Here is a 25,072-nt window from a genome sequence, read left to right as displayed (position 1 = left end):
CATGCATCCCTTCATCCTTGGCATCACCGGCACCTCCGGCAGCGGCAAGACCACCCTGATCACGGCGCTGCTGCCCTGGTTCCGCGCCCAGGGCCTGACCGTCAACGTGATCAAGCACAGCCACCACCCGCTCGAACTCGAGCCGCCGGGCAAGGACAGCGCACGCTTTCGCGCGGCCGGTGCGGCCGAGGTGATGGTGGCCTCGCCCTATCGCTACGCCATCGTGCGCGAACTGGCCGACGAGGCCGAGCCGACGCTGGCGCAACAGGTCGCGCGCCTGCGCCCGGCCGACATCACGCTGGTCGAAGGCTTCCGCCGCGAGGCGATCCCGCGCATCGAGGTCTACCGGCCCGCGCACGGGCGCGCACCCTACTATCCGGGCGATCCGTCGATCATCGCGCTGGCGACCGACAAGCGCATGGACACCGTGCTGCCATGCATGGCGCTGGACGATATCGCGCAGATCGGCGACTTTATCCTGGCCTTGCGCGACCAGGCCGCCGCCATGCCGGAGGCGGCGCCCGGCATGGCGCGTGTGCCGGCGCTGACGCTGTAGCCTGGCCCAGCCGGCCGCACGCCACGGCGACACGCCTGCCCGCCGGGAACGACAGCTCATCGCCTTCCGCATGTCGTTCCCGAGCTCCCTGCTTCGTTTGATGCCAGTCAATCCCATGTCGGCAGTGTGTGCGCATGATCGCCACATGACGACAGGTCCAGGCAACACCGCCTGTGCACCGCGCAATCGCTTTCCCACCGCTGATCCACGGCACCCCATGAAAGCAAAAAACTGGCTGTATCCGGCAATCGCGGCCTTGCCGCTCTCGCTCTGGCTTGGCCTGCCTCACGCTGCCACCAAGGCCGACTCCAAGACCGCGCCGAAGGCTGAACAGAAGGCCGCCATCCCCACCCTGACCACCGCTGAATTCGATCACGCGCGTCAGATCTACTTCGAACGCTGCGCCGGCTGCCACGGCGTGCTTCGCAAGGGCGCCACCGGCAAGGCGCTGACGCCGGACATCACCCGCGCGCGCGGCACCGAATACCTGAAGACCTTCATCAAGTACGGCAGCCCCGCCGGCATGCCCAACTGGGGCACCTCGGGCGACCTCACCGACAAGGAAGTCGACCAGATGGCACGCTACATACAGCTCGACCCGCCGACGCCGCCCGAGTTCTCGCTCGCCGATATCGAGAAAAGCCGCAAGGACATCGTGCCGGTGGCCAAGCGCCCGACGCAGAAGATGAACCAGTACAACCTGGACAACCTGTTCTCGGTCACGCTGCGCGACGCCGGCGAAGTCGCGCTGATCGACGGCGACAGCAAGCAGATCATCAATATCGTCAAGACCGGCTATGCGGTGCATATCTCGCGCATGTCGGCGTCGGGACGCTACCTGTACGTGATCGGCCGCGACGCGCGGCTGGACCTGATCGACCTGTGGCTGCCCAAGCCCGATATCGTCGCCGAAGTGAAGATCGGCATGGAGGCGCGCTCGGTCGAGACCTCCAAGTACAAGGGCTACGAGGACAAGTACGCCGTGGCTGGCTCGTACTGGCCGCCGCAGTACGTGATCATGGAGGGCGACACGCTCAAGCCGCTCAAGGTGGTGTCCACGCGCGGCATGACCGTCGACAACGAATACCACCCCGAGCCGCGCGTGGCGTCGATCGTCGCCAGCCATTTCCATCCGGAGTTCGTGATCAACGCCAAGGAGACCGGCAAGATCCTGATGGTCAACTACTCGGACCTGGCCAACCTGAAGACCACCACCATCGACTCGGCCAAGTTCCTGCATGACGGCGGCTTCGATTCGACCGGACGCTACTTCCTGGTGGCCGCCAACGCCTCCGACAAGATCGCCGTGGTCGATATCAAGGAAGACAAGCTGGCGGCGCTGGTCAACGTCGGCAAGACCCCGCACCCGGGCCGTGGCGCCAATTTCACGCATCCGCAGTTGGGCCCGGTCTGGGCCACCAGCCACCTCGGCGACGAGACCATCAGCCTGATCGGCACCGACCCCGCCGGTCACCCCGCGCAGGCGTGGAAGGTGGTGCAGACGGTCAAGGGCCAGGGCGGCGGCTCGCTCTTCATCAAGACCCATCCCAAGTCGTCCAACCTGTGGGTCGATACGCCGCTGAACCCGGATGCCAAGCTCAACCAGTCGGTCGCGGTGTTCGACACGCGCACCCTCGACGCCGGCTTCAAGGTGCTTCCCATCGCCGAGTGGGCCGACCTGAAGGGCAGCGGCGCCAGGCGCGTGGTGCAGGCCGAATACAACAAGGCCGGCGACGAGGTCTGGTTCTCGGTGTGGGGCACCAAGGATGGTGAATCCGCGCTGGTGGTGGTCGACGACAAGACCCGCACGCTCAAGACCGTGATCAAGGACAAGCGCCTGATCACGCCGACCGGCAAGTTCAACGCCTACAACACACAGCACGACGTCTACTGAGCCGGCGCCCTCGCTGCGCCGCGGCGCGGCGAGGGCCGCCAGGGCCCCGCGTGACTTCCATGGAGAAATGCATCATGCGAACACAACCTGCGCTGCTGGCAGCGTTCGGCTGCCTGCTGGCATTCGGCGCCGCCATGCCGGCCCACGCCAGCCAGACCCTGGCATCGAGCAAGGCCTGCCTGGCGTGCCATGCCATCGACAAGAAGATGGTCGGCCCCGCCTTCCAGGACATCAAGGGCAAATACACCGGCAGGAAGGACGCGCAGGCGCAGATGGTCCAGTCCATCCTGAAAGGCAGCAGCGGCCGCTGGGGCCCGGTGCCTATGCCGGCCAACGCCGTCAGCGCGGCCGACGCCAACACGCTGGCCAAATGGATCCTTTCCCTCTGAGCCGCATTGGATGGTGCCGCGCCGCGGCTGCGGCGCTGGTCGCCACAGCCTGCGCCAGCGCACTCGCCGCGGCGGAGCCGCCCGCACCGGCGCGGCAGGCGCAACTGGCGCACTGGCTGCGCGATGACTGCGGCGCCTGCCACGGCATGACCCTGCGCGGCGGGCTGGGCCCGCCGCTGACACCCGCAAGCCTGGCAGGCAAGCCCCCTGACGGCCTCGTCGCCACGGTGCTGTACGGCCGGCCCGGCACGGCGATGCCGCCTTGGCAACCTTTCATGACGCAGGATGAAGCCCGATGGCTGATCGATCGACTGCAGGCCGGCCAGCCGCCGGCCGTCACGCCGCAGGCCAACTGATGCGCGGGCTGGCCGCGGCGGCATGCGCTGCGATCGTCGCCGTGCTCGCCGCCGGTTGCGCCGGCACCGTGCGCGGCACCGGCGACCTCGGCGTGGTGGTGGAGCGCGCCGCCGGCCGGCTGCAGATCGTCGAGACCACCGGCATGACCCGGCTGGCCACGGTCGAAGGGCTGGGCGACCTGTCCCATGCCAGCGTGGTGTTCTCGCGCGATGCGCGCTACGCGTATGTGTTCGGCCGCGACGGCGGATTGACACGCGTGGACCTGCTTGGCGCACGCATCACGCACCGCGTGCTGCAGGCCGGCAACAGCATCGGCGGCGCCATCTCGCAGGATGGCCGCGTGGTCGCAGCGCAGAACTATGCGCCGGGCGGCATCCGGCTGTTCGACGCGCAGACGCTGGCGCCGTTGGCAGACCTGCCGGCGATCGGCAGCGACGGGCGCCGCGCCAAGGTGGTCGGGCTGGCCGACCTGCCCGGCCGGCGCTTTGCCGCGAGCCTGTTCGAATCCGGCGAGATCTGGATCATCGACGCCAATGACCCACACCACCCGCAGGTGGTCCGCGTGGCCGCCGGGCGCGAGCCTTACGACGGGCTGGTCACGCCCGACGGCCGCTGGTACCTGGCCGGCCTGTTCGGCGAAGACGGCCTGGCGCTGGTCGACCTGTGGCAGGCGCCGCCGCAGGCGCGCCGCATCCTTTCCGGCTACGGCCGCGGCAACGCGCCGCTGCCGGTCTACAAGATGCCGCATCTGCGCGGCTGGGCCATGGCGCAGGGCATGGCGTGGCTGCCGGCGGTCGGGCGCCATGAAGTGCTGGTGGCCGATCCCGCCAACGGCTGGCGCGAGGCGGCGCGCGTGGCGCTGGCGGGCCAGCCGGTGTTCGCCATGGCGCGGCCCGACGGGCGCCAGGTCTGGGTCAATTTCGCCTTCCCGCACAACGACACCGTGCAGGTGATCGACACCGCCACGCGCCAGGTGCTGCGCACGCTGCAGCCCTGCCGCGGCGTGCTGCACATGGAATTCACGCCCAAGGGCGAGGCGCTGTGGCTGTCCTGCCGCGACGACAACCGCGTCGAGGTCTACGACACCGCCACCCTCGAACGCGTGGCCACGCTGCCGGCCGACAATCCCAGCGGCATCTTCTTCACCGCGCGCGCCCAGCGCTTCGGCATGTAGGGCACGCCATGTTCAACGAGCAAAGCCTCTATGACCAGTTGCAGCGCGGCTTCCCGCTGCAGCCCCGGCCCTACCAGGCGCTGGCCGCGAAAGCCGGACTGTGCGAGCACGCGCTGCTGACCTTGCTGGCGCGCGATCTCGGCAGCGGCCGCATCAGCCGCGTCGGCGCGGTGTTCGCACCCAACGTGATCGGCGTCAGCACGCTGGGCGCCTTGTCGGTGCCGCCGGCGCAGCTGAACCGCGTCGCGGCGCGCGTCAGCGCCTGCGCGGCGGTCAGCCACAACTACGCGCGCAGCGGCCATCGGTACAACCTGTGGTTTGTCGCGGGCGCGCGCGAGCGCGGCATGCTCGATGCCACGCTGGCGTCGATCGGCGACCTCACCGGCCTGTCGCCGCTGGACCTGCCGATGGCGCGCGAGTACCACATCGACCTGGGTTTTCCGCTGGCACGCCAGCACGGCGCCCGCCCGCGCCGGGCCGCGCTGGCGGTGCCCGCCGCCGCGGTGGCGCTGGACGACGATGACTGGCGCCTGGTCGCGGCACTGGAAGCCGGCCTGCCGCTGACGCCGCGCCCGTTCCATGTGCTGGCCCGGCAAGCGCGCCTGGGCGTGCCGCAGGTGTTCGAGCGGCTGGCGCAATGGTCGGCGCAAGGCGTGATCCGGCGCCTGGGGGTGGTGCTGCGCCACGGGCGCTTTGGCTACCGCCACAACGCCATGTGCGTGTGGGACGTGCCCGACGGCCGCGTCGACGCCATCGGCATGCGGCTGGCGCGGCAGCCGCGCGTGACCCTGTGCTACCGCCGCGAACGCCGGCTGCCGGACTGGCCCTACAACCTGTTCGCGATGATCCACGCCCGCAGCGCGCAGGACCTGCAGTCCGCGCTGGTCCAGGTCCGGGCTGCCGCCGGCCTGGAGCAGGCGCCGGGCTCGGTGCTGGTCGGCACGCATTGCTACAAGCAGCGCGGCACGCGCTACGCCACCCAGGTGCCGGCATGAACAGCGCCGCCAGCACGTCACGCGACGCGCTCGATCCCGTCGCTCCCATCGCTCCGCTGGACCGCCGCATCGTCAACGCCCTGCAGCGCGGCCTGCCGCTGGTGCCGCGCCCGTACGCCGAAGCTGCCGCGGCGCTCGGCATCACCGAGGCCGTGCTGCTGGAGCGGCTGCGCGCGCTGCTCGCCGCCGGCGTGCTGACGCGCTTCGGACCGCTGTACCACGTCGAGCGCGCGGGCGGACGCTTCGTGCTGTGCGCCTGCCATGCGCCGGCGGCGCGGATGGACGCCGTCGTCGCCGCGATCAACGCCCACCCCGAGGTCGCGCACCACTACGCGCGCACCCACCACCTGAACCTGTGGTTCGTGCTGGCGGTGGCGCGGCCGGATCAGGTCGCGCCGGTGCTTGCGCGCATCGCCGCCGCGGCCGGGGTTGAGGTGTTGCCGTTTCCCAAGGAACGCGAGTTCTTCGTCAACCTCTATCTGCCCGCCTGATGCCCGACGCTGCCGACGCTGCCGATCCCACTGACCTGGCGCTGATCCGCGCCACCCAGGCCGGCCTGCCGCTGGTATCGGCCCCCTACGCCGCGGTCGCGGCGGAACTAGGCCTGACCGAGGCGGAAGTCATCGCACGCCTGGCGGCGATGCAGGCGCGCGGCGTGCTGCGCCGCATCGCCGCCGTGCCCAACCACTACCGGCTCGGCTGGCGTGCCAATGGCATGACCGTGTGGGACGTCGACGACGCCCGCATCGATGCGCTGGGCACGCGCGTCGGCGCCCTGCCCTTCGTCAGCCATTGCTATCGGCGTCCGCGCCGCCTGCCCCACTGGCCCTACAACCTGTTCGCGATGGTTCACGCGCGCTCGCGCGAACAGGCCGCGCCCCAGGTCGCCGCGATCGCGGCACTGCTGGGCGACGCCTGCCGCGCGCACGATGTGCTGTGGTCCACCCGCGTGCTGAAGAAGACCGGGCTGCGGTTGCCGCCGGCCCCACGCAAAGCCTGACCCCGGCCCCGACTGAACGAACCGATAGGAAGCCCCAACCATGTTCCGCCTGTCCCGCTTCATGGAAGCCCTGCGCGATGACGGCCCGCTGCCGCCGCCGCGCCCGCCCGCCGGCCCGGTGGTGATCTGGAACCTGATCCGCCGCTGCAACCTGAACTGCCGCCACTGCTACGCCACCTCCGCCGACACCGACTTCAAGGGCGAGCTCGATACCGCCGAAGCGCTGAACGTGCTCGGCCAGCTGCGCGCGGCGCGCGTGCCGGCGCTGATACTATCCGGCGGCGAGCCACTGCTGCGCCCTGACCTGTACGAGATTGCCGGGCACGCGCGCGCGCTCGGCTTCCACCTGTCGCTGTCGTCCAACGGCACGCTGCTCGATGCCGGCCACGCGGCGCGGCTGGCGGCGACGGGCTTCGACTACGTCGGCGTCAGCCTCGACGGCCTGCCCGCCACGCACGACCGCTTCCGCCGCAGCGACGGCGCCTTCGCCCAGGCGCTGGCGGGCCTGCGCACGGCACGCGCGGCCGGCCTGCGCGTAGGCGTGCGCATGACGCTGACCGAAGCCAACGCGACACAGCTGCCCGAGCTGGTGGCGCTGGCCGAGCGCGAGGGCATCGACAAGTTCTACCTGTCGCACTTCAACTATGCCGGCCGCGCGCTCAGCCACCGCGCCGATGACGCACGCCATGCCCGCACCCGCGCCGCGCTGGACTGGCTGTTCGACCACGTCTGGCAGCGCGCGCGCCGGGGGCAGGCGGGGGACTTCGTCACCGGCAACAACGATGCCGACGGCGTGTACCTGCTGTACTGGATCGCCAGCCGCTTTCCGCACCGTATCACCGACATGCGCCAGCGGCTGGAGCGCTGGGGCGGCAACGCCACCGGCGTCGGCGTGGCCAATATCGACAACCTCGGCAACGTCCATCCCGATACGATGTGGTGGCACGTGACGCTGGGCAATGTGCGCCAGCGGCCGTTCGCCGCAATCTGGGCCGACCGCGCCGATCCGCTGATGGCGGGCCTGGCCAGCTCGCCGCGTCCGCTGCAGGGACGCTGCGCGGGCTGCGCGCACCGCGCCATCTGCAACGGCAATACGCGCGTGCGCGCCTTTGCGCTGACGGGCAACCCGTGGGCCGAAGACCCGGGCTGCTACCTGAGCGATGCCGAGATCGCGCACGCGCCAGGCGCGGAGGTCGCGGCATGACAGCGCTGATCCGATGGCTGGCCGCGCTGGCGCTCGCCTGCCTCGCGCCAGCCGCAGCCGCCGCCGACCCGGCCGCACTCTACGGGCAGCACTGCGCCGCCTGCCATGGCGCCGACCGCCTCGGCGCCATGGGCCCGGCGCTGCTGCCCGAAAGCCTGGAGCGCCTGCGCGCCGGCGAACTCGACGCGGTGCTGCGCGACGGCCGCGCCGCCACGCAGATGCCGGCGTTCGCGGGCACGCTGGCTTCGGCCGAACTGCAGGCGCTGGCAGGCTGGCTGCGCACCGCGCCCGCCGCCGCGCCGCAATGGGACGAACAGGCCATCCGCGCCAGCCATATCGTGCACCATGCGCCCGGCAGCCTGCCGGCGCGGCCTCTGTTCAGCGCCGACCCGCAGAACCTGTTCGTCGTGGTCGAGGCGGGCAGCCATCACATGACCGTGCTCGACGGCGACCGGCTGGCGCCAATCCATCGCTTTGCCACGCGCTTCGCGCTGCATGGCGGTCCCAAGTTCAGCCGCGACGGCCGCTTCGTCTACATGGCCAGCCGCGACGGCTGGGTCAGCAAGTACGACCTGTGGAACCTGGCGTATGTGGCCGAGACCCGGGTCGGCGTGAACACGCGCAATGTGGCGGTCAGCGATGACGGGCGCTGGGTGCTGGCCGGCAACACGCTGCCGCGCGCGCTGGTGCTGCTGCATGCCGAGGACCTGTCGCTGGCGCGGGTGATCGACGTCGCCGGGCGCAATGGCGGGCGTTCGCGCGTCTCCGCGGTCTACGATGCCGCGCCCCGCCACAGCTTTATCGCCGCGCTGAAGGACATCCCCGAGGTCTGGGAGATCCCGTATGCCGACGCCGCGGGCGCGCCGCTGCCGCCTTCGGCGCTGCTGAAGCCGCGCGCGATCGAACTGGACGAGGTGCTCGACGACTTCTTCTTCGACCAGCCGTACCGCCATATCCTGGGCGCCTCGCGCCAGGGTGGCGGCCAGGTGATCGACCTGCAGCAGGGCCGCAAGGTGGCGTCGCTGGCGCTGGGCGGCATGCCGCACCTGGGCAGCGGCATCACCTGGCAGCGCGATGGCCGTGAGGTGATGGCCTCGCCCGACCTCGGCCAGGGGCGCATCACGGTGATCGACATGCAGGACTGGCGCACCGTCGCCACCGTGCCGACCAACGGTCCGGGCTTCTTCCTGCGCAGCCATGAGCGCACGCCCTACGCCTGGGCCGACGCCATGATGAGCCCCAGACGCGACACCCTGCAGGTCATCGACAAGCACAGCCTGCGCGTGGTCGGCAGCGTCACGCCCAGCCCGGGGCGCACCGCCGCGCACGTCGAGTTCACGCGCGACGGGCGCTACGCGCTGGTCAGCCTGATGGAGCGCGACGGCGCCATCGTGGTGTATGACGCCGCCACCTTGCAGGAAGTCAGGCGCCTGCCGATGGACAAGCCCATCGGCAAGTACAACGTCTTCAACAAGACCACGCGCTCGGCCGGCACCAGCCACTGAGCGCGTGGCGAGATCCCGATGCAGGAGTCCAACATGCAAGCACCGCTGAAGCCCGGCAAGGTCTGGCTGGTCGGCGTCGGCCCCGGCAGCCCGGACCTGGTCACGGTACGCGCCATGCGCGCGCTGGCCGCGGCACAAGTCTGGCTGGTCGATGACCTGGTGTCGCCGGAGATGGCCGGCTATGCCAGCCCGGGCACCCATGTGGAGTGGGTCGGCAAGCGCGGCGGGCGCTGCTCGGTGAGCCAGCAGCGCATCCAGCAGCTGACGCTGCAGCATGCGCTGGCCGGCCGCGCGGTGGCGCGGGTCAAGGGCGGCGATCCGCTGCTGTTCGGGCGTGGCGGCGAGGAGGCCGCGTTCCTGCGCGGCCACGGTCTGCAGGTCGAGATCGTCAACGGCATCAGCAGTGGCATGGCCGCCGCGCAGGCGCTGGGCATTGCGCTGACGCATCGCGCGCACTGCCACGGCGTGACCTTCGTCACCGGCCATACCAGTGCCGACGGCTCGCCCGACTGGCAGGCGCTGGTGCGTGGCGGCACTACTCTCGTGATCTATATGGGCATGAGCCGCCTCGCCGCGATCCGCGACGGCCTGCTCGCCGCGGGCATGGAGGCCGGCACGCCGGCGGCGGTGGTGATGTACGCCGGCAGCGAGCACGCGCGCAGCTGGACCGGATCGCTCGGCACGCTGGCCGAATCGCTCGCGGCCGGGCTGGCGAGCCCGGCGGTGGTGCTAGTCGGCGGCGTGGTCACGGACGCGCTGTCCACAGTGCAGGCGATGGCTCCGGGCGCGGGCTCGCTGGCCGCTTAGCTGCTGCTAGCGGCGGTGGCTTCTCCTCAGCCCTGTCAGTACGGCAACCCCACATAGTTCTCCGCCAACGCCCGGCACGCCGCCTCCGAGCCCACCAGGTAATCGAGCTCGGCCCGCTGCATCCGCAACGAAAACGGGTCCGCATCGGGGAAGCGATGCATCAGCGAAGTCAGCCACCATGAAAAGCGCTCGGCCTTCCAGATGCGGCGCAGGCAACGCGCCGAATAGGCATCCAGTTCGCGCTTGTCGTCATGCCGGCAGGCGGCAATCAGTCCGTCGGCCAGGGTCAGTACATCGCTGGCGGCCAGGTTCAGCCCCTTGGCGCCAGTGGGCGGCACGATATGCGCGGCATCGCCGGCCAGGAACAGGTTGCCGAAGCGCATCGGCTCGCACACAAAGCTGCGCAGCGGCGCGATGCTTTTCTCGATGCTGGGGCCCGTCACCAGCGACTGCGCCGACGGCGGATCGAGGCGGCGGCGCAATTCGTCCCAGAAGCGCTCATCGGACCAGTCCTGCACGCGCTCGCTCGACGGCACCTGTATGTAGTAGCGGCTGCGCGCGCGCGAGCGCATGCTGCACAGCGCGAAGCCGCGTTCATGGCTGGCGTAGATCAGTTCGTCCGCGACCGGCGGTGTGTCGGAAAGGATGCCAAGCCAGCCGAACGGGTAGACACGCTCGAACAACTGCGTCGCGGCCTGCGGCACGCTCTGCCGGCAGATGCCATGAAAGCCGTCGCAGCCGGCGATGTAGTCGCAGTGGATCTCGTGCGCCATGCCATCCTTGCGGTAACGAACCAGCGGCCTCGCGCCATCGAAGTCGTGCAGGCTGACCTCCTGCGCGTCATAGACCGTGGTGATTCCCGCTTCCCGGCGTGCCGCCATCAGGTCCCGCGTGACCTCGGTCTGGCCGTAGACGGTCACGCTGCGGCCGACCAGCGCGTGCAGGTCGATGCGATGCCGCTGGCCATCGAACGACAGCTCGATGCCGTCGTGGACCAGCCCGTCCTCCTGTAGCCGCGCCGCCACGCCCGCGCGCTTCAGCGCATCGACGGTCACGCTCTCGAGGATGCCGGCGCGGATGCGCCCGAGCACGTATTCCGGACTGCGTTGCTCGACGATGATGTTGTCGATGCCCGCCCTGGCGAGCAACTGCCCGAGCAACAGGCCGGCGGGGCCGGCGCCGATGATGGCAACCTGGGTGCGCATGGGTTGTCTCCTTGTGCGTATCGATCTGGTGGCGCTAACGATAGTGCCCGCACACCCGCTACGGAATGGACAGATGGAACCAATGACAGGACAATCGGAACATTGCTGGTAAACACTGACGCCCCCCGTGAGACCTGTCCCGACCTACTCCCTGTACGGCGTGAATTCAACCGAGCCGCTGTCCGACCAGCTGCATTTCGAATCCATCGCCGCGCGCAGCCGCCTGCACGGGTGGGAGATCAAGCCTCACCGGCATGAGCGCTTCCTGCAAATTCTGTACATCCATGCGGGTGGCGGCGAAGCCCTGCTCGAAGAGCGCCGCGAGCCGCTGCGCAGCGGCTCGCTGGTGACGATGCCGCCGCGGCATATCCACGGCTTCGTGTTTACGCCGGACACTGACGGCATGGTCGTGACCATGACCGACAGCCACCTGCGCACGCTGCTGGCGGGTGTGCCGGACGCGCTGCCGCTGTTCGACCAACCGCGCCATGACCGCGTGCGGCGCGGCCACGTGCTGGCGAGTTCGCTGGCGCTGTTTCGGGGGGAGATGGAAGCCGTGTCTGCCTGGCGCGGGGCATCGCTGTCGGCGCTGCTGACCCTGGTGCTGATCGGTATTGCGCGGCTGGCCAATGCCGATCAGCCGGCCGCCGCGCGCAGCAGCAGCCGCCCGGCGCGGCATTTCCAGCACTTCCAGCAACTGCTGGAATCCGGCTACCGCGAACAGAAGGAGATCGGCTACTACGCCGGCGCTATCGGGATCACGTCCACGCAACTCAACCGCGTGTGCCGCCACGCCTCGGGGCAATCTGCCCTGCAGATGATCCACGCGCGCGTGCTCGCCGAAGCGCAGCGCGACCTGCTCTTCAGCGACCTGGAAATCAAGCATATCGCGCTGTCGCTCGGGTTCTCCGATGCGGCGTACTTCTCGCGCTTCTTCGCGCGGCAGGTGGGCCAGACGCCCACGGAGTTCCGGCACTCGGGGCGGGCGCGGCTGCCCGCGTTCGCGGTGCGCTGTTCGATCCGTCAGGCTGGCTGATCCATGCCGGCGAAAATTTCCTCTGCCATGTGGAAGGCCGAGTTCGCCGCCGGCACACCGCAATAGATCGCCGCCTGCAACAGCACCTCCTTGATCTCGTCGCGCGTCACGCCGTTGTTGGCGGCTGCGCGCAGATGCAGCTTCAGTTCTTCCGAACGGTTCAGCGCCACCATCATGGCGATGGTCAGCAGGCTGCGCGTATGGCGCGGCAGGCCCTCGCGCGTCCAGATCTCGCCCCAGGCATAGCGCGTGATCAGGTTCTGGAACTCCTGGTTGAGCGGCGTCTGCCGCGCCAGCGAACGATCGACATGCGCGCTGCCTAGCACCTCGCGCCGCACCGAGAGGCCGGCGTCGTAGCGCGCGTGGTCGTCGGTGGCGGGCCGGCGCCCTTGCACGAAATCGATCAGTGCGGCAGTAAAACAGCCGGGCTGCTCGAAGCTCGAGATATGCGCGGCAGGCAATTCGATAAAACGCGCACCCGGAATTGCATCGGCCAGCGTGCGGCCCTCCTGCGCGCTGGTCGACGGGTCCTGGCTGCCGGCGACAACCAGCACCGGCACCGTGATCGACGACACCGCCTCGCGGAAGTCTGCGTCGCGCACCGCTGCGCAGTTGGCCGCATAACCACGCGGATCGAGTCCCGCCAGCACGCTGCGCAGGCCGTCCAGCGCGCGGTCAGAGGTGGCGGCAAACCCCGCTGTGAACCAACGTTCGATGGAGGGCGCGACCATCACGTCCATGCCATCGCGCAGCACGGTGTCGATGCGCGTGTTCCATGCCTCCGCGTTGCCGATCTTTGCCGCGGTATTGGCCAGCACGATGCGGCAGAAGCGCTCGGGCGCATGGATGCCGAGCCACATCCCGGTCAGGCCGCCCATCGACAGGCCACAGAACACGGCCTGGCCGATGCCCAATGCGTCGAGGATGGCGATCACGTCCTGGCCGAGTTGCTCAACCGTGAAGGCATCGCCCGGCGCGGACGAGCGGCCGTGTCCGCGCGTGTCGTAGCGCACCACGCGAAAGCGTCCGGCCAGCGCGGCGGCCTGCGGCTCCCACATGGTGTGGTCGGTGCCGAGCGAGTTGGAGAAGATGATGGCCGGCGCGGCTTCGGGGCCGTCGACGGTGTAGAAGAGCCGGGCACCGGCGTGGTGTAGGTAAGGCAAGGAGGTCTCCCTGGATATTGGTGTGTTGAGTTCAGTGGGCGGTCACTGGCTAGCTGAAGCGGGGGCCCTCGCCACCGCTTCCCGCCACGCCGCCACCGCCGCATCCGCGAACCGCGCCGACTGCCCCGCGTAATTGGCCGGATCGGCCAGCCGCTCCAGCGCAGCCTCATCCAGCAGCCCGGCATGCGCGGGATCCTCCCGCAGCATCGCTGCCAACGCGTCGCGCAAACCCGTGCCTTGCTCGATCGCGCGCCGCGAGGCATTCTCCACCAGCTTGTGCGCCACCAAGCGGCCGATGCGGGCACCCAGCGCGAGCATCGCGGCCTCGCCGAGAATCAACCCATGCGTGAGATCGAGGTTGGCCCGCATGCGCGCCGCATCGACCTGCAGCCCCGCCACCACCTCGCCCATCTGGCGCAGCGCGCCCGCGGCCAGCGTGACGATCTGTGGCAGCGTATCCCATTCCGCCTGCCAGCCGCCAAGCGCACGCTCGTGTTCCTGCACCATGCCTGACAGCATGGTGGCCACCAGCGGCGGCACGCGCACCGATGCCGCCAGCACCGCCGCGCAGCCGACCGGATTGCGCTTGTGCGGCATGGTGCTGGAACCGCCGCGGCCGGGCCCGGTGGGCTCGGCCACCTCCGCCACCTCGGTCTGCATCAGCAGCGAGATGTCGCGTGCCATCTTGCCCAGCGTGCCGGTCAGCATGCCGAGCGTGGTGGCGACTCCAACCATGCGGTCGCGATGCGCATGCCACGGCAGCACGGGTGCGACCAGGCCGAGTTCGCGGGCCAGTGCGGCGGTCACGCCGGGCGCGGCGTCGCCGAGACTCGCGAGCGTGCCCGCGGCCCCGCCGAACTGCAGTGCGCGGGCCTGCGCATGTGCCGCATCAAGGCGGGCCAGGTCGCGGCGCAGCGCGTCGAGCCAGCCGGCGGCCTTGCAGCCGAAGGTGGTCGGCAGAGCATGCTGCAGCCACGTGCGCGCCACCATCGGCGTGGCGCGATGCGCGCTGGCCAGCACGGCGCAGGCTTCGCCCAGGCGTATCAGGTCGGCATCGAGCGCGCGCAGCGCATCGCCCAACTGGAGGACCAGCGCGGTGTCGATGATGTCCTGGCTGGTGGCGCCCCAGTGCACGAAGCGCGCCGCATCGGCATCGTGCGCCGCCACCGCGGCGGTCAGTTGCCTGACGAAGGGAATGGCAAGATTGCCGGCAGCGACCGCAGCCTGCGCCAGCGCGTCGCGGTCGATGGCGCCGAGGTCGCGGCAGACCTCGGTGATGACTGTCGCGGCAGCGGCCGGGATCACGCCGCATTGCGCTTCGGCGCGCGCCAGCGCGGCCTCGACCGCAAGCATGCGTTGCACGGTGCCGGCGTCGGAAAAGATGTCCAGCACTGCGGGGCTGCCGAACATGGGGTCGGTGAGACGCATGACGGTTGGCATGGGGGCGATCGGTAGGGGTCGTGGCGATGACGACCCAGTGATTATGCGTCTGTCGCCAGCGGCGCGGGTCAGATATCGAAGAACACCGTCTCGCCGGGACCTTGCAGCACGATATCCCAGCGCAGCGTGCCGTTGCCGGCATCGTTGCCGGAATGCTTGCCAACGAGCGTGCCGCGCCGCCCGGCCGGCACCAGCGCCAGCACCGGATCGGCTGCATTGGCCGCGGCCTCGTCCGGGAAGTACATGCGCGTGGCAACGTGCTTGACCAGCCCGCGCATGAACACCGACACCATGATGTGCGGCGCCTGCGGCCGGCCGTCGGCCCCGGGCACGGCGCCCGGCTTGACGGTGACGAAGCGGAACGAGCCGTCGGCCTCGGTCGGCACGCGGCCGAAGCCGGTAAAGCCTGGCACCAGCGGCATTTCGCGCGTGTCTTCGGCATGGCGGTAGCGGCCCGCGGGATTGGCCTGCCAGATCTCGACCATGCCGTCCGGCACGGGCTCGCCGTTGCCGTCGGTGACGCGGCCTTCGATCACGATGCGCTGGCCGGCCAGTGCCGGCGCGCTGGCGGTCAGGTCGGCGCAGTTCAGCCCGCTCAGGCCGATATGGAGGTAAGGACCGACGGTCTGGGATGCGGTGGCGTAAAGCATGGTCTTACTCCATCGGCGTGGCATCGCGGCCACGCAGCACGATATCGAAACGGTAGCCGAGCGCGTATTCGGGCTGGGTAGTCTCCCAGTCGAGACTGGCGATGAGCCGGTCGCGCGCCTTCTCGTCCGGCACGCAGTTGAAGATCGGGTCGAACGGCAACAGCGGATCGCCGGGGAAGTACATCTGCGTCACCAGCCGCGTGGCGTAGGCATTGCCGAACAGCGAGAAGTGGATATGCTGCGGCCGCCAGGCGTTGTGGTGGTTGCGCCAGGGATAGGCGCCGGGCCTGATGGTCTTGAACCGGTAGTGCCCGTTGGCGTCGGTGACGGTGCGGCCCTCGCCGGAGAAATGCGGGTCCAGCGGCGCGTCATGCTGGTCGCGCTTGTGCACGTAGCGGCCGGCTGCGTTGGCCTGCCACACCTCGATCAGCGCGTTCGGAACTGGCCGGCCATTCTCGTCGAGCACGCGGCCGGTCACGAGAATGCGCTCGCCGATGGGCTCGCCGCCATTGCCGATGGTGAGGTCGTTATCGCCTTCGCGGACGAACTCGGCACCGAAGGCTGGACCGGTCACTTCGGACAGCGACTGCGGCAGCGCGATCAGCGGCTGGCCGGGCGAGCGCTTCTGCGTGGAAGCATAGGCATCGAAGCGGTATTCGGGCTGCGTGTCCCAGTAGGGACGGCGATATTGAGCAAAACGGGTCATTGCGTGGTCTCCTTGTCATTGGCATGGCAGGACTTTAGGCAACACATAAAGTCATGTAAATTGAGTTTTCTGAGAATTACGATAACTTTCCCGCATGAAAACCACCGCCCGGCCCCCGCTCGAAATCTTCCGCAACCGCGTGCGGCTGCGGCATCTCTATTGTTTCGTGGCGGTGTCGCAGACCCAGCACTTGGGCCGCGCCGCCGACCGCCTCGGGCTGACGCAGCCAGCCGTGTCCAAGACCCTGAGCGAACTGGAGGAGCTGACCGGCACCCGCCTGCTGGTGCGCCAGCGTGCGGGCACGGAACTGACCACCGCCGGCACGCGCTTCCTGCGCCACGCGCTGCGCATCCTTGCGGATATCGATGCGGCGGCCGACAGCATGGCCGGCGAGCAGGCGCAACCCCGGGAGCGCATCCGGCTGGGGGCGTTGCCCAGCGTCGTGCCGGCGGTGCTGACCGATGCCTTGCTGCGCTTCCGTGCCGCGCATCCCGAGGTCGGCCTTGCCGTCCAAACCGGCATGAACCGCGGCCTGATCGACCAGCTCAAGGCCGATGTGCTGGACCTGGTCATTGGCCGCATGGATGACCCGGTTGCCATGGAAAGCCTGTGGTTCGAATCGCTCGGGCCCGACTCGCTGGCCCTGGCGGTACGCCCCGCGCATCCTCTTGCCGCCGTCTCGCGGCCGACCTTGCTCGACGTGCTGGCATGGCCGCTGGTAATCCCCGCCGCGGGCTCGATCCCTCGCCACAACACCGAAAGCCTGCTGGCCCGCCATGGCCTGCCGCTGCCGGGCGGATGCGTGGAAACCTCGGATGCCTACCTTGGACGGCTGCTGGCCCGCCACAGCGACTGCGTATGGGCGGCGCCGCTGTCCGCCGCGCAGCGCGCGGTGGCCGAGGATGAGCTGGTCCTGCTGCCGCTCGATACGCAGGGCACCGAGGAACCGATCGGCCTGCTGCGGCACGGCGACCGCACGCTCAGCCCGATGGCCGAAGCGCTGGCCGACTGCATCCGCGCCGCGGCCCGGCCGCTCGCCGCCGAGTGAGAGGTCCGTAAGATCTCAGTGAGCGGCCACGCCTGCGCTGCCGGCTGCATCGGCACCTGGCGCACGGCTGCCGCTGACATGCTTGACCACCAGCGCACCGGCGGCCAGGAATGCCGGCACGGCGAGCAGCGTAAAGATGGTGTCGAAGCCGAGATGCAGGCGCAGCAGTTCGGCACCGAGCAAGGCCCCGGTGATGCCGCCGAAGCGGCCGATACCAAGCATCCACGCCACCCCGGTGGCACGGCCCTGCGTCGGGTAGAACGCCGCCGCCAGCGACGGCATCGACGACTGCGCGCCGTTCATCGCGGTGCCCGCGAGGAAGATCAGCGCGCCCAGCAGCACCTGGTTGCCGATCCCGTGCCCCACGGCGTAGATCAGCACGCCGGTGGCCGCGTAGGTGATGGCGATCACCTTGTTCGGATTGAAGCGGTCCATGAACCAGCCCGCCGCGATGGTGCCGATGCCGCCGCCGAGCGGGAACAGCGCCGTCAGGAATGACGCGTGCCGTATCGAGAAGCCGGCGTCCTTCATCAGCGTGGGCATCCAGCTCGTCAGCAGGTAGAAGATGACCAGGCCCATGAAGTAAGTGCACCACAGCATCGCCGAACCCAGGCGATAGCCCGGCGCCAGCACGGTGCCGATGGCGGAGCGGGTCGCGGGCGCCTGCTCGCCGATGATGAAGGCGTTCGCTGCCCCCACCTCCGCGCCGGTCACGCGCCGCAGCAGCTGTCGGATCTGGTCGGCGGGATAGTTGCGCACCACCATGTAGCGCACCGACTCAGGCAGCAGCACCACCAGCAGCAGCGCGAGTGCAAGCGGCACGATGCCGCCCAGCAGCAGCACGCTGTGCCAGCCGAAGTGCGGGATCATCGCGGCGGCGACAAAGCCGCCGGCGGCGGAGCCGAGCGGAAAACCGCAGAACATGGTGTTGACCAGCACCGCCCGGCGGCGTTGCGGCGCGAACTCGGCGGTGAGCGTCACGGCATTGGGCATGGCGGCACCCAGGCCCAGGCCGGTCAGGAAGCGCAGCACCGTCAGCCAGCCCAGCGTGGGCGCGTAGGCCGTGGCCAGGCTGCAGGCGCCAAAGAAGAAGACCGACAGCACCAGCACCTTCTTGCGGCCAATGCGGTCGGCCAGCGGACCGGCAAAGATCGCGCCGAAAGCAAGGCCGAACAGCGCCGCGCTCATGACGGGTCCGAGGGCCGATTTTTCGATCCCCCAGTCCTGCACCAGCGCCGGCGCGATATACCCGATGGCGGCGGTATCGAAACCGTCGACAGCAACCACCAGGAAGCACAGCACAAGAATGAGCCACTGGTAGCCAGTGAATCGCTGTCCGTCGATCAGGGCCTGGACGTCCGCGACGCCAGCCTTGGGGTGAAGGGATTGAGGCACTGTTGTCTCCGTCTGCCGTGGAAATCGCGCGGTCCGCCTGCAAGCAGGCGCGACTGGCGCTACGCCATTGTTCTAATAGCGAACTAACGTTCTCTAATTGAACGCATCTTAGGCAAGGGGCATCGGGGCCAAGAATTGGCGTTAACCCGGCAACAGACGCCTGGACTGCGGCGCCGCGATTCACCAGCGCTTCGCTCTTATCGGGCTATTGATCTGCTGCCAGACGGATTCGAAGATATTTTCTTCCACGGACTTATATAGCCGTGCAATTTTCCACCCGACTCATAGAGTCGAATAAGGAAATTTCATATCAAAAGCGCCAGCCTTCAATTTACATTCCAGGCATCTGCGAAAAGCCGGCAATTCTGGCCAGTTGGCGCGGGCAACAGGTTGGAATCAACGCGTCAACCCAGAGGTCAAATGCTCAAGTTGTCCTCACGCTCTTCCATCCCGATGCAACGCCTGCTCCTCATCCTGGGCGCCACGCTGCTTGCCGCCGGCGCTGCCTGGCCCTGGCTCGCCAAACTGCCGTTCGAGCGCCTTGGCCGCCTGCCCGGCGATATCCATATCGTTCGCGACGGCTTCAGTTTCTACCTGCCGATCACGACCTGCATCCTGGTGTCGGTGGTGGTTTCGGTGGTGATCTGGCTGCTGCGGCGCTAAGCCCGCGGCAACGGCATCAGTCCGCCTGCGCCTCGGTGCGGAACACCGCCACCGCCCGTTGCATCTGCAGTGCCTGCTCCCGCAATGACTGCGCCGCGGCCGCGGCCTGTTCCACCAGCGCGGCGTTCTGCTGCGTGACCTGGTCCATCTGCGCCACCGCCTGGTTGACCTGGCCGATGCCGCTGCTCTGTTCGCGCGAGGCCTCGCTGATCTCGTCCATCATCGCCGTGACCCGGCCGATGGCCGCGACGGTGCCGGCCATGGTCGCGGCAACGTCCAGCGCCAGCGTATTGCCCGCGGCCACGCGCTCGCCGGATTGCGAGATCAGCATGCGGATCTCCTTGGCCGAGGCGCCGGCGCGCTGCGCCAGCCCGCGCACTTCGCTGGCCACCACGGCAAAGCCGCGACCGGCCTCGCCCGCGCGCGCCGCCTCCACCGCCGCGTTCAGCGCCAGGATATTGGTCTGGAAGGCAATGCCGTCGATTACCGCGATGATGTCGGCGATGCGCCTCGAGTCGGCGTCGATGGCCTGCATGGTCTGCTGCATGCGGCCGACCGCGTCGCCGCCGGCGCGCGCCGCGGCAGAGGCTTCGCGCGCCAGCGCGCTGGCCTGCCCGGCGTTGCCGGCGTTCTGCTGCACGGTGGCGGTCAGCTGCTCCATGCTGGCAGCGGTCTGCTCCAGCGACGACGCCTGCTGCTCGGTGCGCTGCGACAGATCGATATTGCCCTGCGCGATATCGGCGGCCGCGGCCAGCACGTTGTGCGCGCCGGCCTTGGTGTCGCCGATCAGCGTGCGCCAGCCCGCGGCCAGCGCCAGCAAGTGCCGCTTGATTTCGCTGAGCTCGTCGCGCCCGCGCACCGCAAGCCCCACGGTCAGATCGCCGGCATTGATGCGCGCGACCATCGCGGCGACCTCGCGCACATCGGCGCGCATGGCGCGGCTGAAGCCGATGAACAGGTAGAACGCGGCGCCCACCGTCACCAGCGCAATGCCGGCCAGCCACGCGATCTGGCGGGCCTGCGCCGCGGCACGCTGTGCCAGCATCTCGGCGGCGATTGCGGCGAATTCGCGGCTGGCTTCCGCCACGCCTTCGATAGCGGCGGTGGCTTCGTCAAAGTAGGCCCGGGCCTCGATATCGATGCCGGCCGCGCCCAGCATGCGCAGCTGCAGCGTGCGATGGAAGCGGTCCATCGCATCCAGCCGTGCCAGCGCGGCATCGATGCGCGCGCGGTAGCCGGGCGCGGCCTTGCCGACGCGCGCGATATCGCGCCGTATCGTGTCCAGCCCTGCGCGGATCTGTTCGGCCAGGGCACCGAGTCCCGCCTGCTGCGCGGCGTTGGCGTATCCGCCCTGCGCGATGATGCCGGCGCCGCGCCCGCGCGCCAGCGCGCTCTGTTCGGCCAGGCGCGGCATCGGTCCCGTCAACAGGCTGACCAGGTAGTACGAGCCCGTGTCGCTGTCCAGCGCCAGTTGCGAGCGCTCGGCGACGTCGGCGATATACGCCTGCGTCTGCCGCACCAGCGCGCTGTGGCGCTCGAACAGCGGCCCGGCCGCGGTGTCCAGCCCAGGCCCGCGCAATTGCTGCCAGTCCTGCTCCAGCTGGCCCATGCCAGGGGCGAGTGCAAAGTCGGGATTCTGCGCAATGCTGCGCGCCAGCGCGGCGAGGCTGGCAACTGCCTGCTGATCGGCCTTGTCGAAGGTAGCGCGGAAGGCGGCATTGCCCGACAGCACCGCATGCGCGGCGCCACGGCGGACCTGGACCTCGCGCATGAAGTCGAGCGCGTGCCCGACCACCGCCAGGCCGCGGATTTCCTGGCTGGTGGTGCTGCGCGCTTGCGCCGCATCGCGCAGCGCCACGGACAGCGCGCCGACCAGGGGTACCAGGAACAGCACGGCAATCAATGCCAGCTTGCGGCGGATATTCAGGCGCGCCATCAGGCGCTCGGCGGGAAAGAAGAAGGGGGGCATCGATGGTCTCGGAGGGGCTGGGTTTCCCCTGCTATCGGCCCCGTTTAGCGGTGCTGAAGCGCAAATGTCCGGGTTTTTGACCATGCGCAAATGCGGTGCGACCAAAGCGCTGAAGTTGGGCAGAACGCGCGCCGAACAGGGGCATGCCGCCCTGTTGGCGGGCGGTTTTTCGGGTATCGCCGGTCGGGTTACAGCTGTGCGCCAATCAGCGAGGCCAGGCGGTCGCGCAGCCGTTCCCGCCACGGACGGTTGCGCCACGCCTCATAGGTCATCGCCCGCGACAGCTTCAGGTCTTCCTCGAAGATCCGCGTCTGCTGCGCGGCAAACCCCGCGTCGAGGATATTGAGCGTGGCTTCGTCATTGAGGCGGAACGAACGGTTGTCGAAGTTGGTGGACCCCACCGAGACCAGCAGGTCGTCGACGATCAGCACCTTGCAGTGGTACATGGTCGGCGCGTACTCGGCGATCAGCGCGCCGGCCTTCAGCAGTTCGCCCCAGCGCGCGCGCGACGCCGAGCGCACGGTTTCCGAATCGATATGCTCGCCCGGCACGATCACCCGCACCCTGACGCCTCTTGCCAGCGCCGCCAGCAGGGCCTTCTCGGTGAGCGCGTCGGGCACGAAATACGCCGCCGACAAATCGATGGTGCGCGCCGCGGCGGTGATCGCCAGGTGGTACATCAGCGCCATGCTCTCGCTGCCGCCCGTCGGCGAGCTGCTGAACATCTGCGCCCGCCCATTGCCGACCGGCGCCAGCTCGGGAAAGTAGTCGGGGCCGTGCGGCACCGCGCCGCTGACCTTGATCCAGTTGTCCAGGAACACCGACTGCATCTGGCCGACCACCGGGCCTTCCACCTCGAAATGCGTATCGCGCCAGTGGTCGGGGTCCTGCGCATGGCCGGTCCACTCCGGCGCGATGCCGACGCCGCCGGTAAAGCCGATGCGGCCGTCGACCACCAGCACCTTGCGGTGGGTGCGGTTGTTGAGCTTGCCTACGGTGTACCAGCGCACCGGGTGGTAGCGGCGCACATCCACGCCGGCACTCGTCATCAGTGCGAGCGCGCCCTCGTCGATCTTGGAGCTGCCGACCGCGTCCAGCAACACCTTGACGCTGACCCCGGCCCTGGCGCGTTCGGCCAGTGCCTGCGCGAACTCGTGGCCGATATCGCCCGACCAGTAGATATACGACTCGAAGTTGATGGTCTTCTGCGCGGCGCGGATCGCGCCCAGCATCGCCGGGAAAATCTCGTCGCCGTTCCTGAGCACGCGGTAGCGGTTGCCATCGACCACCGGCGGGCCCAGCAACACGCCCAGCTCGCGCGCGAACTGCGGGTCTTCCAGGCTGTAGAGGCGGTCGAGGCGGCGCTCGATGCGCTTCTCGCCGCCGACCAGGTTGTAGGCGACGATGCCTGCCAGGGCAAGCAACACGACGGCGGCGGCAAACGCGAACATGCGGCCCCTTGTCCGAAACCTGGGAAAGACGCGGCGGATCACGCAGGCACCATGATGTCGGAGCGCGGGGTTGCCCGCGGCGGATGTAGTGGCCGATACAGGATAGGCGTTATCGGCGCGCTTGTGGCATCCGGCCCGCGCCGCGCCCGCGCGGCACGCGCGGCCGTTCGACCATGCCGGCGGTCGGGATGGCCTGCCGCATGGCGTCGGCGAACAGGCGCAGCTTGGCCGGATAGAAGCGCGCATGCGGATAGACCAGGTAGATCGGCAGCGGATCGGCCTGCCATTGCGGCAGCAGGTGCAACAGCCGGCCGCTGGCGATGTCGTCGGCAAAGATCCACGACGAGCCCACGGCCACGCCCAGTCCCAGCCGGGCTGCCGCATGCAGCGCGTACAGGCTGTCGGTGCTCATGCGCGGCGCGAACGACAGGCCCTGGCGCGCCTCGGTCTGCAGGTTCTGCAGCACGATCTCGTTGCGGTAGAACGTGCGCAGCGCCAGCCAGGGCAGGCCTTCCAGGTCCTGCGGCCGGCGCGGCAGCGGCTTGCCGTCGAACAGCGATGGCGCGGCGATGACCGCGCGCGGCACTTCCGCCAGGCGCACGGCCACCAGGCCGGGTTCATGCACCTCGCCCACGTGGATCGCGCAATCGATCGCTTCGGCGATGAAGTCCGGGGTCCGGTCGTGCAGCAGCCATTCAACCGCGACCTGCGGATATTGCCGCAGGTAGTCCGCCAACGGGCCCACCAGCACCTCCTGCCCGAACGCGTGCGGCACCACCACGCGCAGCGTGCCGCTGGGGGCGTGGCCGACGCCGCGCACGTCGGCCTCGAACCTGGCCCAGTCGGCCACCAGTTCGCGCGCGCGCTCGTAGCAGCGCGCGCCGTCTTCGGTCAGCTTCATCGCATGCGTGGACCGCTGCAGCAGGCGCACGCCCAGCAGCCGCTCCAGTGTCTGCAGGCGTCGGCTGATGGTGGGCTGGGTGGTCTGCAGCTGCGCGGCGGCCAGCGACAGGCTGCCGGCCTCGACGATGCGCACGAAGGTCTGCATCAGGTCGATGCGGTCAGCGCCGGGCGCACCGCGGGTGGCGGCGGCAGGGGCGGCGCTCGGGTTGGCGGCTGGCTGGCCTTTCATACGCGTCTCGTATAGCCATTGTTCACCCCGCACGTCTACCAGAATCGGCGCGCGTGGACAACACTTCGGCCATCCCAACCCCCTTGCGAACCGCGCAAACCCGCTATGTCCCCTGTTCCCGCAACCTCGCCCGCCGCCACGCTGGCCAGCCCTGCCGTGCCAGCGCGACTGGTCCTGCTGCTTGCCACCGGCGCCGGCCTGGCGGTGGCCTCGCTGTATTACAGCCAACCCATGCTCGGCGTGATGGCCCCCGATCTGCACGCCACGGATGCCACCGCCGGTGCCATCCCTACCCTGACGCAGCTCGGCTATGCGCTGGGCATCCTGCTGCTGGCGCCGCTGGGCGACCGCTATGACCGCCGCCATATCATCGTGGCCAAGGCGGTGGCACTGGTCGGCGCGCTGCTGCTGGCGGGCCTGGCGCCGGGCATCGGCATGCTGCTGGTGTCGAGCCTGGTGGTGGGCCTGTCCGCCACGCTGGCGCAGGACATCGTGCCGGCGGCCGCCGCGCTGGCGCCGGCCGCGCAGCGCGGCAAGGTGGTCGGCACCGTGATGACCGGACTGCTGCTGGGCATCCTGCTGTCGCGGGTGGTCAGCGGCTTCGTCGCCGCGCACTTCGGCTGGCGCGCGATGTTCCTGCTGGCCGCGGCCAGCATCGCGGCGGTCGCGCTGGTGGCGCGACACCAGTTGCCGCGCTTTGCCCCGGCCACGACGCTGCCGTATCGCGCGCTGCTGGCCTCGCTGGCGGCGCTGTGGCGCGAGCATGGCGCGCTGCGCCGCGCGGCGCTGGCGCAGGGGCTGCTTGCGGTGGGTTTCAGCGCGTTCTGGTCGACGCTGGCGGTGATGCTGCACGGCGCGCCCTTCCACCTGGGCAGCGAGGCCGCCGGCGCGTTCGGCCTGGCCGGTGCCGCCGGCGCGCTGGGCGCGCCGCTGGCCGGGCGCCTGGCCGACCGCGGCGGCCCGGAACGGGTGACCCGCGCGGGCGCGGCGCTGGCGGCGCTGTCCTTTGCCGCCATGCTGCTGACCCCCCTGGTGCCGACGCAGGCGCAGCTGTGGCTGACCGGCGCCAGCGCCATCGGCTTCGACCTGGGCGTGCAGGTGGCGCTGGTCGCGCACCAGACCATCGTCTATGGCATCGACCCGGGCGCGCGCAGCCGCCTCAATGCGGTGCTGTTCGTCTGCATGTTCACCGGCATGGCCGCCGGCGCGGCGCTCGGCAGCCTGGCGCTGGCGCGCTTCGGCTGGACCGGCGTGGCCGCGCTCGCCACCGCCGCGGCCCTGGCTGCGCTGGCGGTGCGGCTGCTGCCGCAGCGCGCGGCGCAGTGAGCCGGAA

General features: G+C 69.6%; 24 protein-coding genes. 15 read left to right on the top strand and 9 right to left on the bottom strand.

Annotation, left to right across the window (positions count from 1 at the left end):
• The first annotated feature begins 1 nt into the window (after position 1).
• From mobB to cobA, 11 genes are all read left to right on the top strand, one after another.
• Entirely contained in the window at positions 2–556 is a 555-nt protein-coding gene (mobB, locus tag MKD50_RS01120; RefSeq protein ID WP_115702132.1) for a molybdopterin-guanine dinucleotide biosynthesis protein B, read from the top strand.
• A gap of 217 nt (positions 557–773) precedes the next feature.
• A complete protein-coding gene (locus MKD50_RS01115) occupies positions 774–2,450 on the top strand; it encodes a nitrite reductase (protein ID WP_252666119.1) in 1,677 nt (558 codons plus the stop codon).
• A 74-nt stretch (positions 2,451–2,524) separates the two neighbouring features.
• Positions 2,525–2,839, top strand: coding sequence for a c-type cytochrome (locus MKD50_RS01110; RefSeq protein ID WP_115702136.1), 315 nt, complete (start codon positions 2,525–2,527; stop codon positions 2,837–2,839).
• Complete coding sequence (locus MKD50_RS01105) at positions 2,821–3,195, top strand: c-type cytochrome (protein WP_240071179.1); 375 nt, start codon at positions 2,821–2,823, stop codon at positions 3,193–3,195. The genes MKD50_RS01110 and MKD50_RS01105 overlap by 19 nt, the downstream gene beginning before the upstream one ends.
• Positions 3,195–4,370 (top strand): cytochrome D1 domain-containing protein, encoded by a 1,176-nt coding sequence (locus MKD50_RS01100; protein WP_252666118.1) that lies wholly within the window; start codon positions 3,195–3,197, stop codon positions 4,368–4,370. Before MKD50_RS01105 ends, MKD50_RS01100 begins: the two co-directional genes overlap by 1 nt.
• 8 nt (positions 4,371–4,378) lie before the next feature.
• On the top strand, positions 4,379–5,365 hold the full coding sequence (gene ahbB / locus MKD50_RS01095) for a siroheme decarboxylase subunit beta (protein ID WP_252666117.1): 987 nt from the start codon (positions 4,379–4,381) through the stop codon (positions 5,363–5,365).
• A complete protein-coding gene (locus MKD50_RS01090) occupies positions 5,362–5,856 on the top strand; it encodes an Lrp/AsnC family transcriptional regulator (protein WP_371925255.1) in 495 nt (164 codons plus the stop codon). Before ahbB (MKD50_RS01095) ends, MKD50_RS01090 begins: the two co-directional genes overlap by 4 nt.
• Complete coding sequence (gene ahbB / locus MKD50_RS01085) at positions 5,856–6,365, top strand: siroheme decarboxylase subunit beta (RefSeq protein ID WP_252666116.1); 510 nt, start codon at positions 5,856–5,858, stop codon at positions 6,363–6,365. Before MKD50_RS01090 ends, ahbB (MKD50_RS01085) begins: the two co-directional genes overlap by 1 nt.
• A gap of 40 nt (positions 6,366–6,405) precedes the next feature.
• Positions 6,406–7,569, top strand: coding sequence for a heme d1 biosynthesis radical SAM protein NirJ (nirJ, locus tag MKD50_RS01080; protein WP_252666115.1), 1,164 nt, complete (start codon positions 6,406–6,408; stop codon positions 7,567–7,569).
• A complete protein-coding gene (locus MKD50_RS01075; protein ID WP_252666114.1) occupies positions 7,566–9,074 on the top strand; it encodes a nitrite reductase in 1,509 nt (502 codons plus the stop codon). The genes nirJ and MKD50_RS01075 overlap by 4 nt, the downstream gene beginning before the upstream one ends.
• Positions 9,075–9,107: 33 nt before the next feature.
• Positions 9,108–9,881: a uroporphyrinogen-III C-methyltransferase gene (gene cobA, locus MKD50_RS01070; RefSeq protein ID WP_252666113.1), complete on the top strand. Its 774-nt coding sequence runs from the start codon at positions 9,108–9,110 to the stop codon at positions 9,879–9,881.
• A 35-nt stretch (positions 9,882–9,916) separates the two neighbouring features.
• On the opposite strand, the gene pobA is transcribed toward cobA, so the two are convergent.
• Positions 9,917–11,086 carry a 4-hydroxybenzoate 3-monooxygenase gene (gene pobA, locus MKD50_RS01065; RefSeq protein WP_252666112.1) on the bottom strand — a complete coding sequence of 390 codons (1,170 nt, stop codon included), beginning with the start codon at positions 11,084–11,086 and terminating at the stop codon, positions 9,917–9,919.
• 127 nt (positions 11,087–11,213) lie between these two features.
• Between pobA and MKD50_RS01060 the strand changes: the two genes are divergently transcribed.
• Positions 11,214–12,122 carry a helix-turn-helix domain-containing protein gene (locus MKD50_RS01060; protein ID WP_240071187.1) on the top strand — a complete coding sequence of 303 codons (909 nt, stop codon included), beginning with the start codon at positions 11,214–11,216 and terminating at the stop codon, positions 12,120–12,122.
• Here the strand turns inward: MKD50_RS01060 and pcaDC are convergent.
• The 4 genes from pcaDC to pcaH all read right to left on the bottom strand — a co-directional run bounded on the left by pcaDC (position 12,110) and on the right by pcaH (position 16,081).
• On the bottom strand, positions 12,110–13,285 hold the full coding sequence (pcaDC, locus tag MKD50_RS01055; protein WP_252666111.1) for a bifunctional 3-oxoadipate enol-lactonase/4-carboxymuconolactone decarboxylase PcaDC: 1,176 nt from the start codon (positions 13,283–13,285) through the stop codon (positions 12,110–12,112). The two genes, MKD50_RS01060 and pcaDC, sit on opposite strands and share 13 nt — an antisense overlap.
• Positions 13,286–13,327: 42 nt before the next feature.
• The gene (locus tag MKD50_RS01050) at positions 13,328–14,725 is read right to left on the bottom strand and encodes a 3-carboxy-cis,cis-muconate cycloisomerase (protein ID WP_256503094.1); all 1,398 of its coding nucleotides are present in this window, start codon (positions 14,723–14,725) and stop codon (positions 13,328–13,330) included.
• A gap of 68 nt (positions 14,726–14,793) precedes the next feature.
• Positions 14,794–15,375: a protocatechuate 3,4-dioxygenase subunit alpha gene (gene pcaG, locus MKD50_RS01045; RefSeq protein ID WP_252666110.1), complete on the bottom strand. Its 582-nt coding sequence runs from the start codon at positions 15,373–15,375 to the stop codon at positions 14,794–14,796.
• Between the two features lie 4 nt (positions 15,376–15,379).
• Positions 15,380–16,081, bottom strand: coding sequence for a protocatechuate 3,4-dioxygenase subunit beta (gene pcaH / locus MKD50_RS01040; RefSeq protein WP_252666109.1), 702 nt, complete (start codon positions 16,079–16,081; stop codon positions 15,380–15,382).
• A gap of 94 nt (positions 16,082–16,175) precedes the next feature.
• On the opposite strand from pcaH, the gene MKD50_RS01035 reads away from it, so the two are divergent.
• Positions 16,176–17,129 (top strand): LysR substrate-binding domain-containing protein, encoded by a 954-nt coding sequence (locus tag MKD50_RS01035; RefSeq protein ID WP_252666108.1) that lies wholly within the window; start codon positions 16,176–16,178, stop codon positions 17,127–17,129.
• 15 nt (positions 17,130–17,144) lie between these two features.
• On the opposite strand, the gene MKD50_RS01030 is transcribed toward MKD50_RS01035, so the two are convergent.
• Complete coding sequence (locus MKD50_RS01030; RefSeq protein WP_252666107.1) at positions 17,145–18,524, bottom strand: MFS transporter; 1,380 nt, start codon at positions 18,522–18,524, stop codon at positions 17,145–17,147.
• 453 nt (positions 18,525–18,977) lie between these two features.
• Here MKD50_RS01030 and MKD50_RS01025 point away from each other — a divergent pair, with 453 nt between their 5' ends.
• The gene (locus MKD50_RS01025; RefSeq protein WP_115702168.1) at positions 18,978–19,187 is read left to right on the top strand and encodes a DUF2905 domain-containing protein; all 210 of its coding nucleotides are present in this window, start codon (positions 18,978–18,980) and stop codon (positions 19,185–19,187) included.
• Between the two features lie 16 nt (positions 19,188–19,203).
• Here the strand turns inward: MKD50_RS01025 and MKD50_RS01020 are convergent, their stop codons facing one another.
• The 3 genes from MKD50_RS01020 to MKD50_RS01010 all read right to left on the bottom strand — a co-directional run bounded on the left by MKD50_RS01020 (position 19,204) and on the right by MKD50_RS01010 (position 23,739).
• Positions 19,204–21,156, bottom strand: coding sequence for a methyl-accepting chemotaxis protein (locus tag MKD50_RS01020; RefSeq protein WP_252666106.1), 1,953 nt, complete (start codon positions 21,154–21,156; stop codon positions 19,204–19,206).
• A 188-nt stretch (positions 21,157–21,344) separates the two neighbouring features.
• Positions 21,345–22,607, bottom strand: coding sequence for a phospholipase D-like domain-containing protein (locus MKD50_RS01015; protein ID WP_252666105.1), 1,263 nt, complete (start codon positions 22,605–22,607; stop codon positions 21,345–21,347).
• A gap of 109 nt (positions 22,608–22,716) precedes the next feature.
• Complete coding sequence (locus MKD50_RS01010; protein ID WP_252666104.1) at positions 22,717–23,739, bottom strand: LysR family transcriptional regulator; 1,023 nt, start codon at positions 23,737–23,739, stop codon at positions 22,717–22,719.
• A gap of 105 nt (positions 23,740–23,844) precedes the next feature.
• Between MKD50_RS01010 and MKD50_RS01005 the strand changes: the two genes are divergently transcribed.
• Positions 23,845–25,065, top strand: a complete 1,221-nt coding sequence (locus MKD50_RS01005; RefSeq protein WP_252666103.1) for an MFS transporter — start codon at positions 23,845–23,847, stop codon at positions 25,063–25,065.
• Positions 25,066–25,072: the final 7 nt, after the last annotated feature.

Origin of the sequence: Cupriavidus mimosae (assembly GCF_023952485.1) — a bacterium.
GTDB lineage: Bacteria > Pseudomonadota > Gammaproteobacteria > Burkholderiales > Burkholderiaceae > Cupriavidus > Cupriavidus taiwanensis_C.
This window is presented reverse-complemented; position numbering and strand designations above follow the sequence as displayed.